The organism is Bacillus sp. ISL-47 (genome assembly GCF_018613175.1).
In the GTDB taxonomy this organism is placed as follows: Bacteria; Bacillota; Bacilli; order Bacillales; family Cytobacillaceae; genus Cytobacillus.
Genome location: NZ_JAGGQS010000019.1, coordinates 20,915 through 44,846, shown reverse-complemented (window position 1 = coordinate 44,846; position 23,932 = coordinate 20,915). Strand labels below are relative to the sequence as shown.

26 protein-coding genes are annotated in these 23,932 nt (G+C 39.1%); 9 read left to right on the top strand and 17 right to left on the bottom strand.

Features of this window, described 5'->3' with window-relative positions:
* Nucleotides 1–101: 101 nt before the first annotated feature.
* Entirely contained in the window at nucleotides 102–341 is a 240-nt protein-coding gene (locus tag J7I93_RS06535) for a hypothetical protein (protein ID WP_214724490.1), read from the bottom strand.
* A 97-nt stretch (nucleotides 342–438) separates the two neighbouring features.
* Complete coding sequence (locus J7I93_RS06530) at nucleotides 439–1,653, bottom strand: EAL domain-containing protein (protein ID WP_214724488.1); 1,215 nt, start codon at nucleotides 1,651–1,653, stop codon at nucleotides 439–441.
* A 182-nt stretch (nucleotides 1,654–1,835) separates the two neighbouring features.
* Here J7I93_RS06530 and J7I93_RS06525 point away from each other — a divergent pair, with 182 nt between their 5' ends.
* Nucleotides 1,836–2,624, top strand: coding sequence for a C39 family peptidase (locus J7I93_RS06525; RefSeq protein ID WP_214724487.1), 789 nt, complete (start codon nucleotides 1,836–1,838; stop codon nucleotides 2,622–2,624).
* Between the two features lie 46 nt (nucleotides 2,625–2,670).
* Here the strand turns inward: J7I93_RS06525 and fadH are convergent, their stop codons facing one another.
* Nucleotides 2,671–3,435, bottom strand: coding sequence for a 2,4-dienoyl-CoA reductase (gene fadH / locus J7I93_RS06520; RefSeq protein ID WP_214724485.1), 765 nt, complete (start codon nucleotides 3,433–3,435; stop codon nucleotides 2,671–2,673).
* Nucleotides 3,436–3,693: 258 nt separating this feature from the next.
* Between fadH and J7I93_RS06515 the strand changes: the two genes are divergently transcribed.
* The 5 genes from J7I93_RS06515 to J7I93_RS06495 all read left to right on the top strand — a co-directional run bounded on the left by J7I93_RS06515 (nucleotide 3,694) and on the right by J7I93_RS06495 (nucleotide 7,891).
* Complete coding sequence (locus tag J7I93_RS06515) at nucleotides 3,694–4,569, top strand: metallophosphoesterase (protein ID WP_214724483.1); 876 nt, start codon at nucleotides 3,694–3,696, stop codon at nucleotides 4,567–4,569.
* Between the two features lie 125 nt (nucleotides 4,570–4,694).
* On the top strand, nucleotides 4,695–5,201 hold the full coding sequence (locus J7I93_RS06510) for a L,D-transpeptidase family protein (protein ID WP_214724481.1): 507 nt from the start codon (nucleotides 4,695–4,697) through the stop codon (nucleotides 5,199–5,201).
* Between the two features lie 234 nt (nucleotides 5,202–5,435).
* Nucleotides 5,436–6,050: a PadR family transcriptional regulator gene (locus tag J7I93_RS06505; RefSeq protein ID WP_214724479.1), complete on the top strand. Its 615-nt coding sequence runs from the start codon at nucleotides 5,436–5,438 to the stop codon at nucleotides 6,048–6,050.
* Nucleotides 6,047–7,321 carry an MFS transporter gene (locus J7I93_RS06500; protein ID WP_214724477.1) on the top strand — a complete coding sequence of 425 codons (1,275 nt, stop codon included), beginning with the start codon at nucleotides 6,047–6,049 and terminating at the stop codon, nucleotides 7,319–7,321. Before J7I93_RS06505 ends, J7I93_RS06500 begins: the two co-directional genes overlap by 4 nt.
* A gap of 84 nt (nucleotides 7,322–7,405) precedes the next feature.
* Nucleotides 7,406–7,891 carry a YkyB family protein gene (locus J7I93_RS06495; RefSeq protein ID WP_483297127.1) on the top strand — a complete coding sequence of 162 codons (486 nt, stop codon included), beginning with the start codon at nucleotides 7,406–7,408 and terminating at the stop codon, nucleotides 7,889–7,891.
* A 48-nt stretch (nucleotides 7,892–7,939) separates the two neighbouring features.
* On the opposite strand, the gene J7I93_RS06490 is transcribed toward J7I93_RS06495, so the two are convergent.
* A complete protein-coding gene (locus tag J7I93_RS06490; protein WP_214724474.1) occupies nucleotides 7,940–8,845 on the bottom strand; it encodes a chemotaxis protein in 906 nt (301 codons plus the stop codon).
* 243 nt (nucleotides 8,846–9,088) lie between these two features.
* Nucleotides 9,089–10,414 (bottom strand): MFS transporter, encoded by a 1,326-nt coding sequence (locus J7I93_RS06485; RefSeq protein ID WP_214724472.1) that lies wholly within the window; start codon nucleotides 10,412–10,414, stop codon nucleotides 9,089–9,091.
* Nucleotides 10,415–10,600: 186 nt separating this feature from the next.
* Here J7I93_RS06485 and J7I93_RS06480 point away from each other — a divergent pair, with 186 nt between their 5' ends.
* Entirely contained in the window at nucleotides 10,601–11,218 is a 618-nt protein-coding gene (locus J7I93_RS06480; protein WP_214724470.1) for a TetR/AcrR family transcriptional regulator, read from the top strand.
* On the opposite strand, the gene J7I93_RS06475 is transcribed toward J7I93_RS06480, so the two are convergent.
* Together J7I93_RS06475 and J7I93_RS06470 are read right to left on the bottom strand one after the other, a co-directional pair.
* Entirely contained in the window at nucleotides 11,215–11,679 is a 465-nt protein-coding gene (locus J7I93_RS06475; RefSeq protein WP_214724468.1) for a DinB family protein, read from the bottom strand. The genes J7I93_RS06480 and J7I93_RS06475 overlap by 4 nt on opposite strands.
* 112 nt (nucleotides 11,680–11,791) lie before the next feature.
* The gene (locus J7I93_RS06470) at nucleotides 11,792–12,322 is read right to left on the bottom strand and encodes an RDD family protein (protein WP_214724466.1); all 531 of its coding nucleotides are present in this window, start codon (nucleotides 12,320–12,322) and stop codon (nucleotides 11,792–11,794) included.
* A gap of 452 nt (nucleotides 12,323–12,774) precedes the next feature.
* Here J7I93_RS06470 and J7I93_RS06465 point away from each other — a divergent pair, with 452 nt between their 5' ends.
* Together J7I93_RS06465 and J7I93_RS06460 are read left to right on the top strand one after the other, a co-directional pair.
* Nucleotides 12,775–12,978: a hypothetical protein gene (locus J7I93_RS06465; protein WP_214724464.1), complete on the top strand. Its 204-nt coding sequence runs from the start codon at nucleotides 12,775–12,777 to the stop codon at nucleotides 12,976–12,978.
* Nucleotides 12,979–13,107: 129 nt separating this feature from the next.
* Nucleotides 13,108–14,262, top strand: coding sequence for an aminotransferase A (locus tag J7I93_RS06460; protein ID WP_214724462.1), 1,155 nt, complete (start codon nucleotides 13,108–13,110; stop codon nucleotides 14,260–14,262).
* Between the two features lie 72 nt (nucleotides 14,263–14,334).
* Here J7I93_RS06460 and J7I93_RS06455 read toward each other — a convergent pair whose 3' ends face one another.
* The 10 genes from J7I93_RS06455 to J7I93_RS06410 form a co-directional block, all read right to left on the bottom strand.
* Nucleotides 14,335–14,514 carry a hypothetical protein gene (locus J7I93_RS06455; protein ID WP_214724460.1) on the bottom strand — a complete coding sequence of 60 codons (180 nt, stop codon included), beginning with the start codon at nucleotides 14,512–14,514 and terminating at the stop codon, nucleotides 14,335–14,337.
* A gap of 68 nt (nucleotides 14,515–14,582) precedes the next feature.
* On the bottom strand, nucleotides 14,583–15,458 hold the full coding sequence (locus J7I93_RS06450; protein ID WP_214724458.1) for an NAD(P)-dependent oxidoreductase: 876 nt from the start codon (nucleotides 15,456–15,458) through the stop codon (nucleotides 14,583–14,585).
* A 510-nt stretch (nucleotides 15,459–15,968) separates the two neighbouring features.
* Nucleotides 15,969–16,430 carry a hypothetical protein gene (locus J7I93_RS06445; RefSeq protein ID WP_214724456.1) on the bottom strand — a complete coding sequence of 154 codons (462 nt, stop codon included), beginning with the start codon at nucleotides 16,428–16,430 and terminating at the stop codon, nucleotides 15,969–15,971.
* A gap of 512 nt (nucleotides 16,431–16,942) precedes the next feature.
* Nucleotides 16,943–18,658 carry a phosphoenolpyruvate--protein phosphotransferase gene (gene ptsP, locus J7I93_RS06440; RefSeq protein ID WP_214724454.1) on the bottom strand — a complete coding sequence of 572 codons (1,716 nt, stop codon included), beginning with the start codon at nucleotides 18,656–18,658 and terminating at the stop codon, nucleotides 16,943–16,945.
* Entirely contained in the window at nucleotides 18,658–18,924 is a 267-nt protein-coding gene (locus tag J7I93_RS06435) for a phosphocarrier protein HPr (RefSeq protein ID WP_214724452.1), read from the bottom strand. Before J7I93_RS06435 ends, ptsP begins: the two co-directional genes overlap by 1 nt.
* Before the next feature lie 570 nt (nucleotides 18,925–19,494).
* Nucleotides 19,495–19,797, bottom strand: a complete 303-nt coding sequence (locus tag J7I93_RS06430) for a hypothetical protein (protein ID WP_214724450.1) — start codon at nucleotides 19,795–19,797, stop codon at nucleotides 19,495–19,497.
* 91 nt (nucleotides 19,798–19,888) lie between these two features.
* On the bottom strand, nucleotides 19,889–20,683 hold the full coding sequence (locus tag J7I93_RS06425; RefSeq protein ID WP_214724448.1) for an ABC transporter permease: 795 nt from the start codon (nucleotides 20,681–20,683) through the stop codon (nucleotides 19,889–19,891).
* A 25-nt stretch (nucleotides 20,684–20,708) separates the two neighbouring features.
* On the bottom strand, nucleotides 20,709–21,344 hold the full coding sequence (locus J7I93_RS06420; RefSeq protein ID WP_214724446.1) for an ABC transporter ATP-binding protein: 636 nt from the start codon (nucleotides 21,342–21,344) through the stop codon (nucleotides 20,709–20,711).
* Between the two features lie 125 nt (nucleotides 21,345–21,469).
* Entirely contained in the window at nucleotides 21,470–22,738 is a 1,269-nt protein-coding gene (locus J7I93_RS06415; RefSeq protein ID WP_214724444.1) for a hypothetical protein, read from the bottom strand.
* Nucleotides 22,735–23,931: a DUF58 domain-containing protein gene (locus J7I93_RS06410; protein WP_214724442.1), complete on the bottom strand. Its 1,197-nt coding sequence runs from the start codon at nucleotides 23,929–23,931 to the stop codon at nucleotides 22,735–22,737. Before J7I93_RS06410 ends, J7I93_RS06415 begins: the two co-directional genes overlap by 4 nt.
* Nucleotide 23,932 lies beyond the last annotated feature (1 nt).

Here is a 23,932-nt window from a genome sequence, read left to right as displayed (position 1 = left end):
GTATTGACAAAGAATTAACGTTTTAGGCGACAAAGTGAATTATAAACACCATGTAAATGTTACCAATTCATTTCACAAAAAAAGACCCTCTATTGGGTCTTTTACCAATTCCATGTTAGTGAAAAATAAATAACCATTGGAATAAGGATCAAAAAGAAAATAACATAAGTCAGCATGACAGGGTTTCGCAGATATGCATGTTTCTGCACCTTATCTGGAAGTTCCGTATCGATATCTCCTCTGACGGCTTTTCGTTCTTTTGCAACGAACAAGGTGTAAACCAGGGAATAGACTAATATCCCCATACAGATGAATACTATGATCAACATGTACATACTCATTTTTAATCTCTCCTCAAGGAAAGGTTCTACACTTACAATTCCTCAATAAGAGCCTGTTTATACTTGTTTATTTATCATCCTGCACACTTTATATTCCCTATAATAATCCATCATGCTCGTAAAGATAATTGTATGATAAATCCACAAATAAATAGTCGTCCGCATTTAGTGGAAACGAAAAGGTCCTTATTGTTTCCCCTGTTTCAATATCGGTATACAAATCAGAAAGAATGCCCTTTTTGTTTATTCTCATCTTCATGATATTTTCCAGAAAGTATGGGCGCCAGCTCCAATTTTTCTCGAGATATTCTTTCTGGAGGATCCATCCTCCGTCCTTCTTGAAAATATTTGCTGATTTCTGAAAACCATCTTCATCACAAATATAAAGGCGAAAGGCAGCTCCATCCAAAAGCTGGGCAAGATGTTCCAGACTTTCTTCATAATTGGTTATCTTACGGTTTTTACTTATAAAGTCATTAAGCTTTTCGTTAAACTCGAGTGTCACCTGGTGAAGCGATTCAAGCTTTTTCTTCTCATGGGTAATAAACTGATGGCATTCATTTTTTAGTTTTTCTTTTAGCAGATTTCTCTCGGTAAAATGTTCTGAAGGTTTTTGCAAATAATATCCCTGGTAGTAACGACCGCCATTTTTCCATGCATATTGCAGCTGATAAGTCATTTCTATATTCTCAAAAAGCAAGCTTGCGCCAATTTTTCTTGCAAGCATGGATAATGAATATAGAATATCGTTAAAATTATAAACTGAGGCCGTTGAACGCATTGAAATTAAGTCAACCTTCAATATGTCCGGAGCCAATTGTCCAATCCGGTCAAGATGGCTGCTTTCATTGCCAAGTTTATCTATTGCTAATTTAATTCCATAAGTCCTGTAATAATTTAAAAGATGATCGAGATGATCGATATCTCCTTTGTAATTTCTTTCTGTAATTTCCAGAACAATGCGGTCGAGGCTTATGCCTTTTTTTTCATACTCACGAAGCGTGTTCAGGAACTGTTCTCCATCATTATGCATAAGCAAATCTGCATCCCTGTTTACAAACAGCATAATATCTTTCTCAAGATTAATTGTTTTTTCTAAAGCCTTCCTCAGGATTTCGTAATCAACCTCAAGCCGAAATTCTTCAGGAATGCTTTCATCCTGAAAAAAGGGCCCCAGGCTGACTATACCCGCAGGTCCCCTATACCGTCCCAACACCTCATAACCAATGACACGATGCTCATCCGCACTGAATATTGGCTGGAAATAAGGAAAAACATTATCCAAATCTGTAAGAATATCCAACGCATCCATGTCCATTAGCCTCCCTATGTATATTAATGAATTATTATACCATATTCTCCTTCAGCATTTACTATTCAAAATACAGGTTCCACAAATTGATAAATCCGCTTGGTTTTCCATAAGGTTAACATTATATTGGAGTCCCCCTCTTCACATGCTAATACCAGGACATCAGAGAAAGAGGGTATTTCATGAGGAATTTCCTGTTTGTTTTCCTTCTTATTCCTTTGCTTGGATGCGGTCATTCCGAGCCAGTGAGTCCAACAGGCCAACAGGCTGACATATCCTCAAGTGAAGTGAAAGGCCGAACCCAAACACAGGCAAAGGAAGAACAGCCGCGAGTGCAAAAATTAACAGCCCAAAATACGGATGTGAAAGATACAAAACGGTCTGTCATGCTTGATGTTCCACTTATAAACCAGAATCCGGAATTAAAATACGGATGTGAAGTTACAAGCCTTACCATGGTCCTGCAATATGCAGGTATAAAAATAGGGAAAATGGATTTGTATAATCGTGTAAAAAAAGATAATGATCCGCTTATCCGTTACAAAAATGATATCGTAAAATGGGGAAACCCTGCCGAAGGATTTGTTGGTGATATGACTGGAAAACGTGCAGGTTATGCTGTATTCGATAAACCCATTGAGGAATTGGTAAATAAATACCTGCCTGGAAGAGCGGTTAATTTAACTGGCCAGGATTTTAATTCGGTCTTAAATCACGCTTCAAAAGGTTTTCCTGTAGTAGTCTGGACAACAGGCGATTACAGACTTCCAGACCGCTGGGAATCATGGACCCACGGCAGCCAAACGATTAAAACGCCATTGGACCTGCATGCTGTAGTCTTAGTTGGCTACGATGATAACTATGTTTATTTAAATGATCCGCTTTCCGGCAGAAAACAAGTAAAGGTTTCAAAAGAACGCTTTATTTCATCATGGAAAGCTTTAAGATCCAGAGCTGTCAGCTACCAATAGGATATGTAAACCGGCTGATTTAAATCAGCCGGTCTTAATGCTTTTCTTAAAATGGATATTGATTAAGCCACTGACCTCCATCCATCGTAATACATTCTCCGTTAACATACCCGGCATTCTCTGAGAACAGAAAGAAAGCCAATTCAGCAATTTCTTCAGGCTTGCCCAGTCTGCCAAGAGGTACACTTTGAAGTGTTCTCTTGGCAGCTTCTTCTGATTCCCAAAGTCTGTCTGCTCCGCCAGTTCTTTCTATTGGACCAGGAGCAATGGCATTAACTCTTATTCCGTACCTTCTGCCCCATTCAACAGCTAGAGTTCTTGTCATGGAAAGCACTCCTGCTTTGGCGGCTGCAGAGTGGATGACACCTGGACCGGCATCCCATGCGTATGTAGCAACCATATTTATAATGCTCCCTTTTATTCCATTTTCAATCCAGTATTTACCGACTTCACTTGAACAATAAAAGGTTCCGTTCAGGACAATATTAATAACTGAATTCCAGCCATTGACACTTAATTGCTCTGCAGGACAGATAAAGTTGCCGGCTGCATTATTAACTAAGAAATCAGCCTGTCCGAAGGTATTCAGCGTTTCGTTAAGCATGTGTTTCACATGTTCAATTTCACGTACATCCATTTGGACCGTCAGAACTTGTCCAGGGGATGTTTCAATTTCTGCTTTCGCCGCTTCAAGCCTTTCCGGATTTCGGCCGGTTATAACCACATTAGCTCCGGCTTCCGCAAACCTTTTAGCCATATATTTCCCCATTCCGCTTGAACCACCTGTCACAATAACCGTTTTATTTTTCAAAAGTATTCCCTCCCAGAAACTGAATAGTCATTCAGTTTATATTTTACCATTAATAGAGAGAATTTTCGAATTATTTATCGATTATTTCTTAGGTTTTACAGGAAAAAGAAGTAAATGAAGCAAAAGAGTTATTCCTTCTTTTTAATAGCATAGTTTGATAGTATTAGAAGGTACGGCTAAAAGAAGGCCAAGCCGGGCAATTGCCTTTAAGTTGGTATTTCGGAGCACAAAATTTCAATAGATAGGTTGGTAAATTAAATGCCGAAAAAAGTGTCCAGAAGATCCTTTTTAAAAAGAGCGCTCGGTTTTGCTGCTGCCGCTTTCGGTTTAAGTGCGGGAGGCTACTATTATGCACGTGATATAGAGACCCGGCTTTTGGATATTACAAACCATAAAATCCTTAATAATGCAATTCCGCAAGCTTTCAATAATGTTAAAATTGTCCAATTCAGCGATACACATCTCGGGTTTCATTATGACCTGAACCAGCTGGAAGAATTAATAGAAAAGATAAACAATATTAAGCCAGATATAATTTTTTTTACTGGTGACTTAATGGATGAGCCAAATAAGTATTCAGAAGCCAATCAAATAGCTCCTCTTCTGCAAAATCTAGAAGCACCCCTTGGCAAATTTGCTATTTACGGAAACCATGATCATGGCGGTTATGGATCTGACATCTATAAAACTATTATGGATGAAGCTGGTTTTATCCTCTTACTTAATGAAAATTATAAAATTGACGTTTCAGGAAGCAGCATTCATGTCATCGGCATTGATGATGCCATGCTGGGAAGGCCTGATATTAAGCTGGCTGTGGAAAATATTGAGGAGGACTCCTATAAAATTTTATTGTCACATGCTCCTGATTTGGCTGATGGCGCCTCTTCCTTCGGCATACATCTTCAACTAAGCGGACATAGCCATGGCGGTCAAATAAAAATTCCTTTCTTTGGAGCACTAGTAAAGCCGCCATATGCTGAAAGATATCACGAAGGTTTTTATAAGATCGGCAGCCAGGACCCCCTAACCCTCTATGTTAACAGAGGACTCGGCACTACGAGACTTCCCTTCCGATTTTTATCCCGCCCTGAAATGACAGTATTCACTCTGCACACTGATAAAGGGAACTAAAGAAGAAAAGCAGCTTTTTGGCGGCTTTTCTTTTTTAGTGGGTGCCTCCTCTCCTTATCATATTGTTTACAAGTTCCATGTTCTATTTTCCGAGCATATATTTGATTAGACCTTTAAAGAAGGGAATGATTTTTATTTATCATATTGTAAAGGCAGGTGAGACACTGGCGGTAATCGCAAGAAACTATCGCCGCTCTCTCAGTCAGCTGCTGGCAGCCAACCCTTCCATCGCAAATCCCAACCTTATCTTTCCTGGCCAGCAAATATTAATCCCAGGCCTTCCGAATCCCGATACCATTCCATATACCATCATCGTTTCTCGCGGAAAAAGAAATTTAACTCTTTTAAAAAACGGTGCTGTCCAAAAGGTATATCCAATCGCTGTAGGCAAAATGCTTACCCAAACGCCAATCGGTGAATTTGTAATTGTGAACCGAGAGCCTAACCCCGGTGGCCCTTTTGGTGTGATGTGGCTTTCCTTATCAAAATCCGGCTACGGGATCCATGGGACCAACAATCCTTCATCAATTGGTCAGTATGTTTCCAAGGGCTGTATTCGAATGTATAACGAAAATGTCTTAGAATTAGCCCGAATTGTTCCAAATGGTACGAGGGTACTGATTAGGCAGTAAATATTTTCTTTTATTAATGGCCTTGTTAACTTCCTGCCGGTTTCCACTCTAGGCGCTCGCATTCCAATCATCAGGGTGCCAATATCAACATTTGGCAAATTACATCTTCAAGCTTTCGTCGAAAATAGGCGAAGGCTTTTTAATATTTTGGTTGAAATTCCCTTCCGGTTAATATATCATAATGATATATCACATCGATACATCAACCCGATATATTGGAAAGGGGAATGATTCTTGTCTGTCGAGCACACATTACTTGCTGTTCTCAGTATTTGGCCCAGCACCGGCTATAACATTAAATCCGAATTCGAGCATAAAGCTGCAGGCCTTTATTGGGGGATGAGCTATGGGAGTATTTATCCGAAATTAAAAAAGCTGGAGGAAGATGGATTTATTTATACTCTGGAACAGGAGGAGGAAGGGCGGAAGAAAAAGCTGTATGAACTTACCCCCGAAGGCTGGGAAGAGTTTGAAAATTGGCTAAAAGCTCCACCCTCCTATCCTGTTATAAAAGATGAATTGCTTATGAAGATGTCGACCTGGCATGAGGATATGGATTATGATGACTTAATTAGCCATTTATTAAAAAGGAAAGAACAAACTGAAGACCTTCTCGAGTTCGTAAAAGAATGGCCGAAGAATGGATACTCCTATATAAGCAAGCTCGGTATACTTACGATCCGATTCATCGAAATGAGATTGGAAACAGAATTAAGATGGATTGAAGAATCTTTAGTGATATTAAAAAATGATGACCTTCCCGATGGCCAGGATCCCTATGGAAACACTGAAAAGCTGCTTGAACGGCGGAGAAGGGCAATTGGCGAAAAAAAGGAGAATGATCAATGAAAGCAGGCATTTTTCAACCTCTGAAATTAAGGCCTTTCCGTTCACTATTTGGGGCACAGCTTTTCTCCGATCTCGGAAACTGGCTGGATCTTATCGCTCTGCAGGTTATTGTTGCTTACCATTGGGGCCTGGACGAAACCGCTATCGCTTCAGTCATCATTGTCCTGGGACTGCCTTGGGTGATCATTGGTCCCTTTGCCAGTGTGTTCGTCGATCGATTACCCAAAAAAACTGTCATGATCGTTTGCCTTCTTTTCAGAGTTATATTTGTGGCAGGCTTATTTTTTGCTCCAAACCTTTATGTTTTGCTATTGTTTGTTTTCTTAAAAGGTACCGTGTCTGCCTTGTATGATCCTGCTAGGCAAAGTACCATCAGAATGATCGTCCCTGATAGCCTTCTTTCAGAGGCGGTCACTCTTAGCCAGCTTTCCGTTAACACCATGAAAATAGCAGGGCCTGCTTTGGGAGGAGGAATTATTGCTCTTTTTGGACCGAAAAGCCCCTTCTTATTTGAAGCAGCCGGCTTTTTAATAGCTGTTCTCTTTTTATTGTTTCTTCCTGATTTAAAAGAAATTGAGAGATTGGAGAAATCGGAACTTACAGGCCAACCTGAAAAAAGAAAATATTGGGGTGACTTTTCTGAGGGCATTAAGCATATCGCTCAAACTCCCCTTTTAAAAATATCAATTATTTTATCTTCGGCTGCTTTTTTTATCATCTTTCTATATGATGGGCTTTTTGTATTTATCGCCCAGCATCTGGGATTCAACGAAGGAAATTTCGGACTGCTTATAAGTGCAGTGGGATTTGGAAGTGTTGTGGGCTCACTCATATTGGGCCAGTGGACAAAATGGAACCGAAAACCGATTCATCTGATGGCTTCTTCTGCTGTTATTAGCGGCACCTTAATAATATCGGTTGGGCTGGGAGGCATGGGTATTCTTGAATTTCCCCAGCTAGTTTGGATACTAGGTGCATGTCTGCTTGGCCTGCTCGGTGCGGGTGAATCTGTTCCATATGGCTATGTTCTGCAGTCTGAAACCCCCAAGAACATAATGGGAAGAGTATCTGCTGCCGCTATGTCCTTGCAGACCTTTTCCATGCTGATTGCTCCTGCCGCGGGAGCGCTGCTTGCTAAATGGCTGGGAGTCCCTTTCGTTCTGATAGGAGCGGGGATGGCAACTATTTTATTGGGCTTATTTATGCTTCTGGCCATTATGAGAAAAGGAGCTCTCAGCCAGCCGCCCGAAGAAAAACAATTTCAGGCCTGAATCCTTTTAAAACCAACTGTATGGATACTCATGTTGGTTTTATGGAATAAAAGGGGTATAATAAGACTATACCCCCTTTACAATATGAAAGGAGCCATAAAATTGAATTCGGACAAGAAACAAAATCCCCATCTGCATCCAACGGTTGAAAACCTCTCACAAGCTATCTTCACCGTTAACCGCCATGCAAAAACAGCACCAAACCCTAAGTTTTTATATAAGCTCAAGCATGATGCGCTTCAAAAACTTATTAAAGAAGGGAAAGCCAGCAAGGTAGGCCTACACTACTCAGGCAATCCCAAAAACAGCCAGCAGCAGTCAGATGTGTTAGTGAAATGCGGAAATTATTCATTTCACTTGCCGCCCTCAAAGGAGGATTTTTCAAAACTACCACATCTTGGAAAACTTGATTCTTTTGTAAGAAATCCGAAAGCTTCTCTATCTCTAACCACTGCGAAAAAGCTGCTCATGACATATACGGGCTTAAAAGAACATAACAGCAAACCGCACCAGAAGAAACAGCACTATGAAAAACCTGTCTTTAAGAAGCTGGGCGAAAGTTATTTTTAAAAGCAAAAAGCTGGGGAAACCCAGCTTTTAATTGTATATAATCAATTTTTATAATGCATATTGATCAATAAAGTGAATCAGCTCAGCAATCTCCGGTTTGCTTACTTGTGCATCTGCACCTACCATTTGCCCTTTATGGCGGAGATCCTCCGTTATGAGGGAGGAAAAGATGATAACAGGAATACCGGAAAGCTGTGGATGATCTTTTATTTTCTTAGTAAGATGATGGCCATCCATTTGAGGCATTTCAATATCAGTTATCATTAGATGTACTTCCTTAGTGATATCACAACCAGTTTCTGCGAACGATACCAAATACTTATAAGCATCCTGCCCATTCTCAGAGAATTCAAGATTAGAAAAGCCGGCTTCATTCAAAGTATCATGCAGCAGCTTTCGAAGTAACGGCGAATCCTCTGCAACAACAAGCCTCTTATCAGACCTCTCTCTCTTGCCGAGCTTTTGCACCTTTTGTATGCTGATCCCCGAATCAGGATTAATCTCGGTAACCATTTTTTCAAAATCTAATAGGAGCACCATTTCCCCTTGAAGCATAATCACTCCGATAACTTGGCTGTTTGGCCCTTGATACATTTCAGAAGGCTTTTCAATCTGGTTCCATGAGATTCGATGGATTTGTGAAACATTATGTACATGAAAAACAATTTTTTGCTGATTAAATTCAGTGACTATAAACTTATCCTGCTGCGGATTTCCGGAAGGCTTCATGCCTAATGCAGCAGCTACATCAACAACTGGGAGAATTTCTCCCCTCAATTCCATAATCCCTTCAATGTGTCCATGAGAATGAGGTACCGGAATCACCTGCTCTGGATTAATAATTTCCTTTACTTTAATGACATTTATGCCAAATTTATTTCTGCCTATTGTAAATTCAACAATCTCCAATTCATTCGTTCCGCTCTCCAGTAAAATGCCTTTTTTCTGCTCCATTTCTTTCGCCCTTCCTATTTGTAATAAAAGCATTTTTCTCTATTAATATACCATGAATGGATATTTTTTCTTATAAAATGTTAATAGGTTAATAATACCCCTATGAAGGAAGACCTGTGTTTGCGTCCTTAAACCACAGGAAAAGAAGCTGCCAGGCAGAATTCTCTGTTTAAGCAGCTTCCTTTTTTCTCAGTACGGAGGATCGTTGAAAATATATTAAATCAATCCGGATGAATGGATTACTTAATGTGTTGGAAATTTGCCATCCTCTTTAATTCTGGAGTGAATAATTAATCCTATTAGCGTGAGAATCATTAAAGAGCCAAGAGCCATTCTGCTCGCCAGGTTTCCATAATCAGCAAAGATTAACGTGATGCTTCCATATATAAGCGGTCCAATGATTGAAGATACTTTTCCTGAAAACGCAAAAAGACCAAAAAATTGTCCTCTTTTATGATCAGGAGTCAATTCCACTATATACGTTCTTGTCGTAACCCACATAGATCCCAGAGCAATACCAAACATGCTGCCGGCTATCCAAAACATCAATTCATTTATAGAAGTAACAGCAATAGCAAGCGCAACCAGGAGAAGGACTCCCACATATTTAACAGCTTTGTTAGGCCCTTTCGCCTTTGTGATATATCCAAATACAAAGGAACCAATGATACTGGAAACAGTCGAAACGAGATAAAGCAAAATGAATTTTCCAGTAGTAAAGCCTACAATCGTTTTTGCATACACGGCCATCATGGCTATTGTTGTTGCAATAGCATCATTCAGGAAAAAGTAAGCAATCATAAAAGTAAAAATGGCTTTGTAATCTTTCATTTCTTTAAAAGTCTGCCAAATTTCCTTATAGCCTGATAAAAAGCTTTGTTTTTCTTTTACTTCAAGCGGCTTATCTTTAACAAGGAAAAATAGGGGCAATGAAAATAGAAGAAATAATACAGCTGTTGGTATAAACGCTTCATGAAAACCGTTATCCCCCACAAATAAATATACCGTCAGTCCTACAAGGGTTCCTATATACCCGACTGCAACCCCAAATCCAGAGATTAAAGGTATTTCCTGTTTTGTACCCAAATCTGATATCATCGCATCATAAAAGACCAAGCTTGAATGGTAAAAGAACTTTGCTATTACAAAGCATAAAATGACCAAGGCCAGATAAATTGGGAGCCCAAGGACTTTTCCGCTAAATTGGCTTGATGCAAAGACTCCCATTAAAATAGTTGCCAGTACTGTAATAAGCGTAAAGGCCACTATATATTTCTTCTTTTTTCCCGTCCTGTCTATCATAACTCCAAATAAGGGAGAAAAAAGCACTAGAAAAAAACTTGCCAGTGCATTTGAATAGGAAATGAAGGTACTTGCAATCTGGTTTAAAACTTCATTTTCCCCTATTACTTCCTGGAGATAAAAAGGAAAGAAAATCGTATTTATATTGGATGAAAAAATAGTATTTGCAAAATCATAAAGTGCCCAGGATACTATTGGCATTGTCATATAGAGCCGCAAGGAATTTAATTTCCCCTGTTTACGAAGCTCTGTTTTTTCAACTTCCATCTCATCAGCCCCTTCTGGTAAAAAACACCTTATTCCTTATTCAAGACTGGTCAGGAAAACCCTTTTTATTTTGTTGAATTTAAATAAAATCCTAAAATAAAAAGTTTTGTAAAAGTTAAATGAATATTTCAATAATTAATTTTTATTATGCTATAATAGCAAGTATTATATTTAAGGTGGGTAATAATGAAAAGGAAGGAACAAAAAGAATATACAAAACAATTAATCTTTAAGAGCGCTGTGGAGCTTTTTAAGAAGCAGGGATTCCAAAATACAACTGTCCAGCAAATTACCGACCATGCAGGGGTTGCCAAAGGCACCTTTTTTAATTACTTTCATTCAAAGGAGTCTGTTCTCCATTTAGTGGGAAAATCCCAGCTTAAGCTGATGCATGCGTTTTATAAAGATGTCATGGATAGCAGTGAATCAATAGAAGAAAACCTGCATAAGCTTTTTAAATTTATGGCTATTAATAATGAGGAATTCGGACCGATCCTGCTCTTATCTATTTTTCATATAAGTACGGTAGTAAAGGATTTTCAAATTTCTGAAACCCAGCTGGCCGCGGAATTCAGGTCCATTTTAATAAGCTTGATTGAAGAAGGGAAAAAAAGAGGTGAATTTAACGATCAGGCAAATGCCTCCCAAATTGCCAAAATGATTGTTAATTCGTTCTTCGGCACGTTATTTTATTGGGTGCACCATTCTGAGCAGGAAACGTTGCCTGCCTTGCTGAGCGATGTCATGGCATCCTATATTACAGTTTTGAAATCAAAGTTCAGTTTACCTGACAACCGGTGTTAATTGTCCACACCGGTTGCTTCCATAATTTGCTTTTTATGGTGAAGATCATGCTCAACAAAATCAACAAAATAATCACGGATTGTTAGAGAATGCTTGCCAATCATAAACGAAGTATCCATGTTTTCTTCAGTAAAGTTGTGGAGCATTTTAAGAAACTGTTCTCTAACAGTCAAAAGTTCGCTGATTATCTCAATCTGATCATGCTTTGCGGCGTATTTCTTTGCGGCATCATTGACACTTTGAAAATCCGGAAAGCTTTCAAGTTCCGCACCTTCTTTAAATAGCGGAAACCGTTCCTTTAGTGAATATCTATCCCAAAAGAGTAAATGTGCAACCACCGCTGCAACTGGCCATTTCCCTTCTGAAACAGGCTGCTGCCAGCGTTTCTGTTCAACCTTTTTCAAAGACTCCAGCCATAGAGAAAATGACTCGTAATGTTTTACAATCTCTTCCTTTCGCATGTATATCCTCCCTTTCTTAAAATTATATTCCACACACAGCTAATAAATCCTTTATTGCTTATAACAATAATAAAAGGCTGCATGGCAGGATGCCACACAGCTTTTTAAATAATTATTTTTTAACTACAACAGTACCTGCAATCAAATCATGCAGTGCCTGCTTTTTCTCTGTAAAAGCCGCAATAATGAATCCTATAAATAAAATTCCTGACAGAATAGACATGGCCAGGTACCTTCCCAACGCTCTCCAGAAAGAAATTCGATTACCGTTAAGGTCAGTCACCTTTAAGCCTAATAGCTTTTTTCCCACAGTTCCCTGCCACTTGGATGCATGCAAACCAGCGAAGTAAGCAAGCGCAATCACCAAATTGACCATGATCGTGACACCAGTCGCCCCTAAGTAGGAACCCATGAGGGCAAGCGCCTCAGCGTCAGTCATTTCGGATTCAAGATAAGCAGGGTCGCTCATCATCATATTAAAGGCGTCAGATGCACCAAAGAAAATCATGAAAATAATGATGGTCAAAATAAACAGAGGGATTCCTACTATTATAGAATCAATTAAATAGGCCGCAAAACGAATCCAGAATCCCCCGTATTCCCTCGTGCTTTCATAGGGCTGCTTTTCTAAAGTTGTCTCCACTTCATAACCTCCTGATTTTAATAAATTTCTAATCAAATACTAACTAGCAGTCTCAAAAATTTACTAATCACTATCTACTTATGTTAATGTCTAAATGAATTATATTCAACTATTTGTAAAATTTTACATGGTTTTTAATGAATGGCTCTGTTAAATTTGCCTGTTGATTTCAGCACGAGGCACTCCCTTTCCGCGGGCGGTCCGNNGAGCTCGTGCCTTCCGCTCCAATCAACAGGGTGCAAAAAACAACAATGAGCTTTTCCAGCGCCTAATGATAAATATAATATGGTCTTTTAAATTTTGACTCTGTTGAATTATCTTTAAAACGTTTTCATATTGACTTTTTTGTGAACATACTCACAATTGTATAGACACACTTTAATATGAGGCATACAATAGCTTTGTAAACGGCGAATTCGTTTACATAATAATAAAAAGAGGTGCAATCAGGCATGAAAGGTACAGCAATCCTTTATCATGATGAAAATAAAGTGACGATCATTGAAAATGTTGAGCATTCGGTTTTTGAAGAATTAAAAGAGCAGTGCGGAGACAAACATTGTCAATGCAATCTTGAAAATAAAGTGATTGATTTTGGTGCGGTTTCTCCTATATTCTGGCACGAAGATGAAGTGGACTGGGATTACGGATATTAAAATAGAATATACTGCAAGCAAAGCCCTGATTTTATCGTTCAGGGCTTTTTTAATTTTTGTAATTTGCAATTAGAACAGCGGGCTGCAAAGTGATAGAATATAAATTATGATAACGAGAGGTGAACAACATTGGAACATTTAATTAATGACAAAGTTAAAAACATAGAAGTCTCAGGAATTAGAAAGTTCTTTAACATGGTTGCCGATAAAAAAGATATGATTTCCCTTTCAATCGGTCAGCCCGATTTTCCGACGCCATTGCACGTAAAAGAAGCCGGAAAAAATGCCATCGACCAAAACTTTACATCCTATACGCACAATGCCGGTGACATACGCTTGCGCAAAGCTGCAGCGGCTTTTATAAAAGAAAAGTATAATCTTACATATGCTCCCGAAACAGAGGTCATCGTTACCTCCGGCGCAAGCGAAGCAATCGACATTGCATTCAGAACGATTTTGGAAGAAGGTTCAGAAGTCATATTGCCAGGGCCAGTTTACCCCGGGTATGAACCAATTATCAAGCTATGCGGCGCCATTCCTGTCTTTACGGATATTACGCAAAATAAGTTCAGATTCACTGCTGATATTATAAAAAAGCAGATTACCAAGAAAACCCGCTGCATTGTATTGCCATACCCTTCGAATCCAACAGGAGTTAGCTTAACAATCGAAGAGCTGGAGAAAATTGCATCCCTTGTTAAGGGGCGCGATATCTTTATCCTTGCAGACGAAATCTACAGTGAACTTATTTATGGTCAGGCCCATCACTCGATTGCTTCTATATTGAGGGAACAAACCATTGTCATTAACGGATTATCCAAATCACACTCAATGACAGGGTGGCGCATAGGACTTTTGTTTGCACCAGAAAACGTGGCAAAGCATCTATTGAAAGTCCATCAATATAACGTGACATGTGCAGCTTCTATATCGCAAATGGCTGCCCTTGAAGCATTGACATCAGGGAAGGATGATGCTCTTCCAATGAGACAGGAATATGCTGAGCGCCGCGAATACGTATACGACCGCTTAGTACAAATGGGTTTAGATGTCGTCAAACCAGACGGAGCATTTTACTTTTTCATCAAAATGCCCCCTGTTTCGATGACTTCTTTCGATTTCGCTTTATCACTTGTTGATAAAGCTGGTGTTGCAGTAGTTCCAGGAAGTGCGTTCTCCTCCTATGGTGAAGGCTATTTCCGAATATCATTTGCCTATTCTATGGAAACCCTGAAAGAAGGCATGGATCGGATTGAGAGCTATTTGAAAGGGCTTAAGGAGTAGAGCTATCTGATTGGGCACCTAACCTTCAGCCAAATAAAAAAGGCAAGCATCCCGCTGCTTGCCTTTTTCTGCTTATTGTCCTTTATATTGCCCGTTATTTTTTGGTGCTTTTTCTTTTTTGGCTTTATCTTTATGAATTTTGTTTGTATCCGTGCTGCCGAATTCATGAGAGAATTCCGAGTCGATTACAGCGGAATCGAAGCCTTTTTTATTTTTTTGCTGAGGATCGTTTTTCTTTGTTCTTTTTGCCACAAGCCTAACCCCCTTTTTCATCTTCATTGTTATTTTGAAGTGATTATGGGGGGTTTATGCATTGACGCCTATTGCCAATATTTATATAATGCCTGTGTGCCGCTGCTTTCTTCACCTTTTTCCGCGAGCTCGGCATACATTTTTTTCGCAAGCGCAAGACCAGGTGTCATCATGTCCATTGCTTCTGCTTCTTGCAGGGCAATGTTCATATCCTTGATAAAGTGTTTTATATAAAAGCCCGGTTCAAAATTGCCATCAATCATTCTTGGCGCAAGGTTTGATAATGACCAGCTGCCAGCTGCTCCCGAAGATATGCTCTGCAGAACGGTTTTTGGATCTAAACCGGCTTTTTCGGCGTAAACGACCGCTTCACAGACTCCTATCATGTTTGACGCAATCGCGATTTGGTTGCACATTTTTGTATGCTGCCCGGAGCCAGCTTTACCTTGATATACAATATTTGTTCCAAGGAGATTGAAAATTGGTTCGATTGCAAGGAAGGCTTCCCTGTCTCCGCCAACCATTATCGAAAGTTTGGCTTCTTTAGCTCCAATATCCCCGCCTGAAACAGGAGCATCCAAAGCTTGCATTCCTTTTTTGGCAGCTTCTTCATATAATCTTTTAGCCAGCGTTGGTGTTGAAGTCGTCATGTCAATTACATATGTATTTTCTTTGCCATTCGTTATAATTCCATTTCCGCCAAGATACACTTCTTCCACGTCTGCAGGGTAGCCGACAATGGTAATAATAACATTTGCTTTTTGCGCAACCTCCAGTGGCGTTTCCGCCCATTCAGCACCGCTCTCTAACAAATCAAATGCCTTTTCTTTGGTTCTGGTATAAACAACTAATGGATATCCAGCCTTTAAAAGATGTCTAGCCATGCTCTTGCCCATTACCCCTGTTCCTACAAAGCCTACAACTGTATTTTCTGGTGAAATCATTTGAGTGACCCCTCTCCTTTAAAATATCTGAATTTTTAATATTAATTCTAGCACTTCTTCTATCCTTTTAAAATAAAAAAGGTCTGCACACGACAAAAGACCAGGCAATTGCCTGGTCCATCCCCAATTTTATGCGCGTATTTTATAATACCCAAAATCGGCCAAAGTAAACGCTTTTTTATATAAGCCCCTTTTCTCATAGATTGTTGTTTTTTTGTTAATTAATTCTGCCCATTGATTTCAGCACGGCTTACTCAGCGAACCCGCGGGGACGGTTGCGAGCCTCCTCGGCTCCGCCTGTGGGGTCTCGCACTTCCCTCTCTTCCCGCGCAGGACATTGAATAAACTTCCATGAATAACACCTCGTCGTAAGAAAATGCGAATGTATTCGAGGATCAAGTGCCCTCCGCTACAATCAACTCAGCAGTTAAAAAACGTTTACCTTCAAAAAGCAACAAACTTTATGAAAACGCCTGATAAAAAGAAGCTTATAAATATTTTTGTCGCTCTCTATAGCTGTGAAGAAAAATTATTCAAGAATGCTCGCGCGACCACTTCATCATCATTAATGATTTCTACCGAAACTGCATCTTCATTAACAATCATGTCTTCTATTTCAAAAACATGCAGGTCTTCATTTAAAGGAATGGGATTCATAAAAATAAAGTTTCCCTTTTTATTGTTTACTTCAATATATTCCCCGTCAATGATGGTGTCTTCCCCATAAACGACTTCATCTGTCCCAAGTGCAGCTGCCAGCTTTTCATTATGTATTGATACTTTAACTTTGTATAACTCTTCTTCCGAAAGGATTTTATCATTAATTTTAAAGCGGAATTGCAGCTCGTTGTTTTTGGTCAGCAAGGCTTCAGCGTGGCTGTTGACTATGGACCGCTGCGTGTCCTGCATGCATCCTGAAAGCGTGAAAGTCAACATTGCGGTAAGAAGCAAAGTTAAACTTTTCTTTTTCATGTGAAATTCCTCCTTTTTCATTACCTTTTCCTTTCTCCCCTTACAATAAACCCCAATTCCATTAAAAGAAAAAAACTATTTTAGAGCTTTGCAAAAAACAAAAATAAAAAAAGCCCTGGCTTGGGCTCTTTAATGAAGTACTCGGGTTAAGAAGGAGCTTTGTTTTTCATATAACTCATTTGTATACTTTTCCTTCAAGCTTATATATCGATCATGAAACAGAAAGCTGATTATCACGGTAATCATTTTCCATCTCTCCTTTTATAAGTTATAAGCTTATTATAGGAAAATTATAATCTCTGGATAACAATCATTAGAAGTGAATATGTTCAATCTTAAGTCTGATTTTATGCTTCATCCCGAGGAGGATAAAAAAATAAACCGGCCTTTACCAGGCCGGCTTAAAAAGGGGGGAAAATGAGAATGATCAGCTTACTTAAGTCTTACCTAAGTGCTTACTTCTTATTTACCCCGGAAACGTAATTTAAAACTTTTATTTTATTTCAGTTTTATTACAAATTAGTTGCTTCCTTTACAGCTTTTACTACTTCTTCGGCTGTATTCATGTGAAGCGCTTTTTCTGCTAGTGCTTCCATATCCTTTTTGTTGAGGTGGCTGATTTGGGAACGCGCTTTTAAAATTGAAGTAGCACTCATTGAGAATTCATCTAGCCCCAACCCTAAAAGCAATGGGATCGCAGTTTCGTCTCCAGCCATTTCCCCGCACATGCCTGCCCATTTTCCTTCTTTATGAGCTGCGTCGATTACCATTTTAACTAATCGCAGAATCGCTGGATTATATGGCTGATAAAGGTATGATACTCGCTCATTCATCCGGTCTGCAGCCATGGTGTATTGAATCAAATCATTTGTTCCAACACTGAAGAAATCGACTTCTTTTGCAAATTGCTCAGCCATAACGGCAGTTGAAGGGATCTCGACCATAATTCCTATTTCAATATGGTCTGCAACCTTTGTTCCTTCGCTTACAAGCTTTTGCTTTTCTTCTTCAAGGATTGCCTTGCCTTGTCGGAATTCATCAAGTGTAGCAATCATCGGGAACATAATTTTCAAATTCCCGTGAGAGCTGGCTCTTAACAAAGCCCTTAATTGAGTCCGGAAAATATCCTGTTCCTCAAGACATAAGCGGATTGCACGGAAACCAAGGAAAGGGTTCATTTCCTTTGGAAGATTTAAATATGGAAGCTCTTTGTCTCCGCCAATATCCAATGTACGGACAACAACTGGTTTCCCTTCCATTCCTTCAAGGACAGCTTTATAGGATTCGAACTGCTCCTCTTCAGTAGGAAGCTGGTCTCTTCCCATATATAAAAATTCCGTACGGTAAAGGCCGATGCCTTCTCCGCCATTTTCAATTACACCTTTAAGATCTTTAGGAGTACCAATGTTAGCTGCCAATTCAACATGGTGGCCATCAGCAGAAACTGATTTTTCATTAACCAGCTTGGCCCACTCAGCCTTTTGCTCCTCGAACATGCGGTGTTCTTCTTTATACTCGGCTACAGCCTCCGGGGTAGGATTAATATGTACAAGGCCTTTTAATCCATCCACAATGACTAAGTCGCCATTTTTAATTTGCTTCGTTGATTCCTTTGTGCCTACAACGGCTGGAATTTCCATGGAACGCGCCATGATGGCAGAGTGAGAAGTTCTGCCTCCGATATCAGTTGTAAACCCTTTAACAAATTGGCGGTTTAACTGAGCCGTATCGGAAGGAGTCAAGTCTTCAGCAATGATGATCACTTCTTCCGCAATCATGCTTGGATTGGCAATCTGGACGCCAAGCAAATGGGAAAGTACACGTTTGGTTACGTCACGGATATCCGCAGCACGTTCCTTCATGTATTCATTGTCCATTTGTTCAAACATGGTTATAAACATATCTGCTGTATCTTTTAATGCAGATTCTGCATTAACTTTGTCTGTCTTAATTTTATCTTCAATAGGCGAGATTAGTTCCGGATCACTCAGGACAAGCAGGTGAGCATCGAAAATAGCCGCTTTATCGGCGCCAAGTTCTTTATGGGCGTTATCGCGGATTACTTCCAGTTCACCTTTTGATGCAGTTAGTGCAGCCTGGAAGCGTTCAACCTCCTGTGCAGCATCTTCTACTGTTTTTTTTCCAAAAGATAGATCCGGTTCAACCAAACGGTATGCTTTAGCTATAGCGATACCGCTTGATGCCGCAATTCCATTTAAAAAGCTCATTATTCAGCCAAACCTTCTTTTTTCAATGTGTTTTCAAGGCTGTTAAGTGCATCCTGCTCATCGTTACCTTCTGCAATGATTGTGATATCAGCACCTTGTCCAACGCCTAAAGACATAACACCCATGATTGATTTCAAGTTTACTTTCTTTTCTTTGTACTCAAGGTGAATTTCAGAATCGAACTTGCTTGCAGCTTGTACAAGCATTGTAGCCGGACGAGCGTGAATTCCTGTTTCTGCAGTTACTTTGAATTGTTTTTGAACCATATTGGATCAATCTCCTTCTTATAAAAATAAATTTTAATTAAGTTAAGATGTGCAAGGCGTTGCCCCACTAACTTAAAAAGCGCGGAACCGGAAAAATATTTGTGAAAACAGCAGCAGGAAGAAAATATTAAAATCATGCCGGGATGTTTCTATCCTATATGCTGTTTTATTTTTTCCAATGGCCATTTATTCATGTATATAGGTTGTTCAAAAAGTCCAGAAAAAATAGCAGTCAAATCTCTTCATCGGCTTGCTTCTCGCTTCTTGGAAAAGAAAAGCTTTTCTGCGATGTTTACTCGGAGAAGCTTGCGCTTCTTGATCTTCTCAGCTCATTTTGTCCTCTTACTTGAACGCTTCCTATTTGTAATCGGGAATTTTCCCGGCAAATATTTAAGTCATCAGACAACTTACATCTCAGACAAAAGAATAGCATTTCACATACATTTAGACAATGAAAAAACTCTAATTTTTCGCGTTTGTTCACACTTTTTTCAGTTAAACGCTTTCATTTTCCAATCATTTCATTTCTTTTTGTGTATACCTTAGTTGGCTAAATCCATTAAATCCTATTTAGTTTCTTTTCACCATAATAGGGCGATACTTATTCCGCTTCCGCAAAATTTTCGCTTTTTCCTTATAGTGCAGAATGTTGTAGCTTACTCTCATTTTTGAAACAGTTCCTTTCAGGGCTGTTGAATGATCTTGTTCTTGGCCGGTATAAATATTAACAAGATCGGCAACCGAGCGTGCCAGCATTTCGATCACATTTTTTAAGTCTTCCGGGTTATAAGCAATATTATCTTCCATCAACTGTTCCAATATATCATCCGATAGGCATTTCACTCTGTTCGCTCTTTCTTTTTCCAGATTCATTTTTCATCCCGCCCCTTTTTAATTGATGCTTCAAATATATGCGGGGGAATAGAATGAAATGCTGTAAGAGAGAGTGTTCTTCCTTTTACTATTACTTTCCTTCAGGTAAAAATTGCGCATCTTGATTAAAGAAGGTTTTATAAGCAAAAAGAATAAAGATAATCACGGATAGCCCTACACTTCCTAAAATGCCAAGTAAGATAACGATTTGATATTCAATTGCCAATAATGGACTCACTCCTGAAAGGATTTGCCCTGTCATCATTCCAGGCAAAAAAATAATGCCCATCCCAAGCATATTATTGATAGTCGGCAAAACAGCTGAATCAAAGGCATGATTAACATATGGCTTTACCGCTGCTTTTGGATTAGCACCAAGCATTAATGCACCTTCAATCATATCCCGCTGGTTTTTAAAGGACTGCAAAAGTTCCTTTACACTTAGTGTGATACCGGTCATTGAATTGCCAATAATCATACCGGCAATTGGTATAAAGTATCGCGGGTCATACCATGGTTCAAAGTTGATAACTACAAAGTTAAAAAAGAGAAGGCAAAACTTTGTGCCAGTAACCATGGAAATAGCTATTGTTTTTTTCAGGCTGCCTGGAAGGGGCGTACCTGCCTGCTTATAGATGGTACAAATCGCAAAACCTTCCATAATAATGATTACAGCCATGGTTAATGCCGGGTTGGAAAAATCAAAAAGATAGGTTAGAACATAACCCGCAATCACAAGCTGGAGCGTCATACGGAAGGCAGCAATTATGAGTACTTTTTCACGTGCTATTCCTCTCATCTTAAAAATAAAAATGAGAAAAAGGACGAAGATATAAGCTGAAATTAGCCTCCAAAGTTCTATATCTATGATCCCGCTGTTTTCCATAGCTGCCCCTCCTATTTAAAATTTTTCATTCCTGCAGCTGAGCCAGATCGATCATGTCCTCCCCAAAATGATCGATTGCTTTCTTTGAGTGGGTAATCATAATAATAGAAGCCTGTTTTTTCTTAACTTCTGTAATAAAGTTCCCCAAAACCTTTAATTCTGTTTCTTCATCCAATGCTGAAGTCGGCTCATCCAGCAGGTAAGTTTCAGCTTCCAGCAGGAGAACCCTTGCTAATGCCAATCGCTGTTTCTCCCCGCCTGAAAGATTACCGGAATCTTCATTAAGTTCCTTTTCCAGATGCATTTTATGTATAGCCTGCTCAAGGATCTCATCCCCCACCGAATCCTTTTCAGTCAACTTAAAACCAATATGCAGATTTTCTTTAATCGTGCCGGGAAAAATTAATGGAGTTTGCGATAGCATTATTACCTTTCTTCTAAGCTGGATGGAATCTATATCTTCTAATGATGTACCTTTGTAATAAATCTCACCTTTATCAGGCGACAGCATTTTATTCATCATTTTTAGCAATGTGGACTTACCGGCACCGCTCTCACCCATAATACAAGTTACCCTTCCAGCGTAGACCTCAAGGTTAGGAAGGGTAAGGATGTCACCATAGCGCAGTTTCTTTATTGCAAATAACAAATTTCCAGTCATAGACATCTCCTTTTCCACTCCCCTTTACCCAATATAATATCCACTTAATCACAATAGCTATGTATCATGATGCCTATCAAAAAAACAAAACCTATTCCCATCATGAGAAAAGGCTTTACTGGATACTATTTTTTATGTATTTTCTCTGTGAAGCTGTTTTTTTGTTTAGCACGCTTCTCTTGAACATTTTTTTTCTTTATTTCTATGAGTTCTTTTTTCTTTTTGTCGACTTCCTGCTTATATTCAATGAAATTCTCAAAGCCTTCAGAAGGGCTGTAACGGACCTGCTCATAAACAGCTACAATCTTGTCATATTCCTTTAACCCAATTCTCCCCATCCATTCAGATAAGCTTTCAAACTCATACCGGCCAAGCTGAAGCTTCGCCGCAAGTTTTTCCATTTGATAAATTTCCTTCCGAATACGATTTTCAGGTGAACTGTTTTTAAATCTTCTGAAAGGCGAAGACCCTCTATTTAAAGCTGTATTGCTAATCCTATAGGAACTGGCATCCATCCCCTTCCGTTCGGGTCTAACAAGCTTATTCTTTTTGTAAATATAAATAAACAAACATACTAACACAGCACAAAACAAAGCCGTTAATAATATAGCTGGATCAAAAAAGTGCTCATTTTCCCCAAGTTCAACCACTTCTTCAGGGAGCTCACTTTTTTGCTCGTTTTCATTTTCAGGAAATAGTTTCATTTCTTCTGTCCAGTCTTTCTTCTCTGCCCAAATAAACAATGGAGAAGCGATGAACGCAGCGGCTGACGCAATTATTTTTAAAATGCCAAAAAATATTGCTTTAAAAATGCTCATGCCGGAAGCAATCAATAATCCGGCAGCTCCAATTAGGCCTGAAAAGGAAATGAAATACAGTAAGAGTTTTTTCTTTTCCTCATTTTCTGCATCTGAATCAAGAAGACGCTTTATAAAACCGCCTGCAACAAGGAAAAACAGCTTAAGAAGCATCAATCCAACAATCTCTTCAGTATAAATTCCGGATAAGATTGCAGAAAAAACAAGCAGGAAAGTGCCCGTAAAAATGGTTAGGAGAGCCCATCCACCTTCTGGCTTTTTGTCGTGTTCATTAAAGTTAACAAGCGTTCTCCAAAAAACAAAAAAACTTAACAAAACCATAAATGGGACAGAAAAAGAGAGAAGTCTTCCCGTTATAAATATATATGGCATGACAGTTACAATAAAAAGAATCCTTGCCTTTTCCTTAAACCTGTAAAGAAGGGAAGCAAACAATAATGCTGCAGGGAAAACAAGAATAAAATAATTTAATAAAGGCACTTCTGTCTCTTTAGCCATATAAAAAGGAAATAGCAGCAGCGCTCCAAAAAGGATTTCTATCCCGAGAAGATAAGTCACTTCAAACAGTTTTTTCATCGTCCGGCCACTTCTGTTATCTTCAATTGGAGGGGCTGGATCACGGCATCTTTGTCAGAAAGATACAATTCATATAATAATGCCCCTTTTCGGTTAATCAAATTGAACACCTTTATAGTACTGGGTTTGCTTTGACCAGCATGAATAAAGTAAGGCTGAACGGCTAGTTTCCTTCCATAAAATGAAAGCATTTTTTCATATGGGTACAAAGATGAATGGTTATCAACAAGTGCCAATGTTTCAAGTACCTTTTGAAGATGCTCTTTACCTGAACCAGCAGGAATAAAATAAAAAGGAGTGCTGCCGGCAACACGAATATTTATACATAGAGAAAAAGGAATTTCTTGTTTCACCCAGTAATAAGCCATATCTGCTGCCCCGCTGATCAATTCTTCAAGATGGCCGGAGATTGAATGCCCCTCCGAAACATTCAAAGAGATATTCCAGCCTGTTTCTGCCACTCTATCAAAAATTTTTGTTTGCAAGTTTTGTTTTCTTGCACTGGCCTTCCAATGGATCCTATTAAAGCTGTCAGTGGATACATACTGCCTGATTCCTGCAGGTGAAAGACGATCCTCAAAGAGTGAGTAGGCTGCCTGGGAAATACCCTGGCGATCCTTAAAGAAGGACAGTTTATTTTTAACAGGAAGCCGTACCGGGTATACTAGAGCTTCTTGCTTTATCTGTGCTCTGTATTCAAGAATTGTCTCTCCAAACCCTAAAAAATGGGGAACATACAGTTCCAGTCTTCTAATTTTCGCAACTCCCCTTTTTCTCGCAGCAAAGGGTATGGTTACTATTTTTTGTTCATTATAATTTAAGGTGAAAGGTATATTTAATTCGTATCTTCCCAGCCTTTCTGCCAATTCATAATTTAGCGGTGCAACACTATCATCAAAAAAGACCTTAAGTTCGCCTCTTAAGATGGGCAGCCCTTTGTTTTCAAACTTCAAGGTCCAATTGCCCTCTTCATTAGGAAAAAATTTAAGTCTTTTTTTAGGGTTCTGCATTACAAGATTTTTCCCCAGATTCTTCATATAAAATGAATTAGCAGAAATTAGCAGAAGAAATATAACGGCAGCCAGGAAAACCTGCCAGGATTTAAAATAAAAGCTAGCCAGTAATAAAAAGATTCCCAATATGCCTGTAAGAGACAATGAGTTGTCTTCTACACTAAACTTTTTCCACTCCATA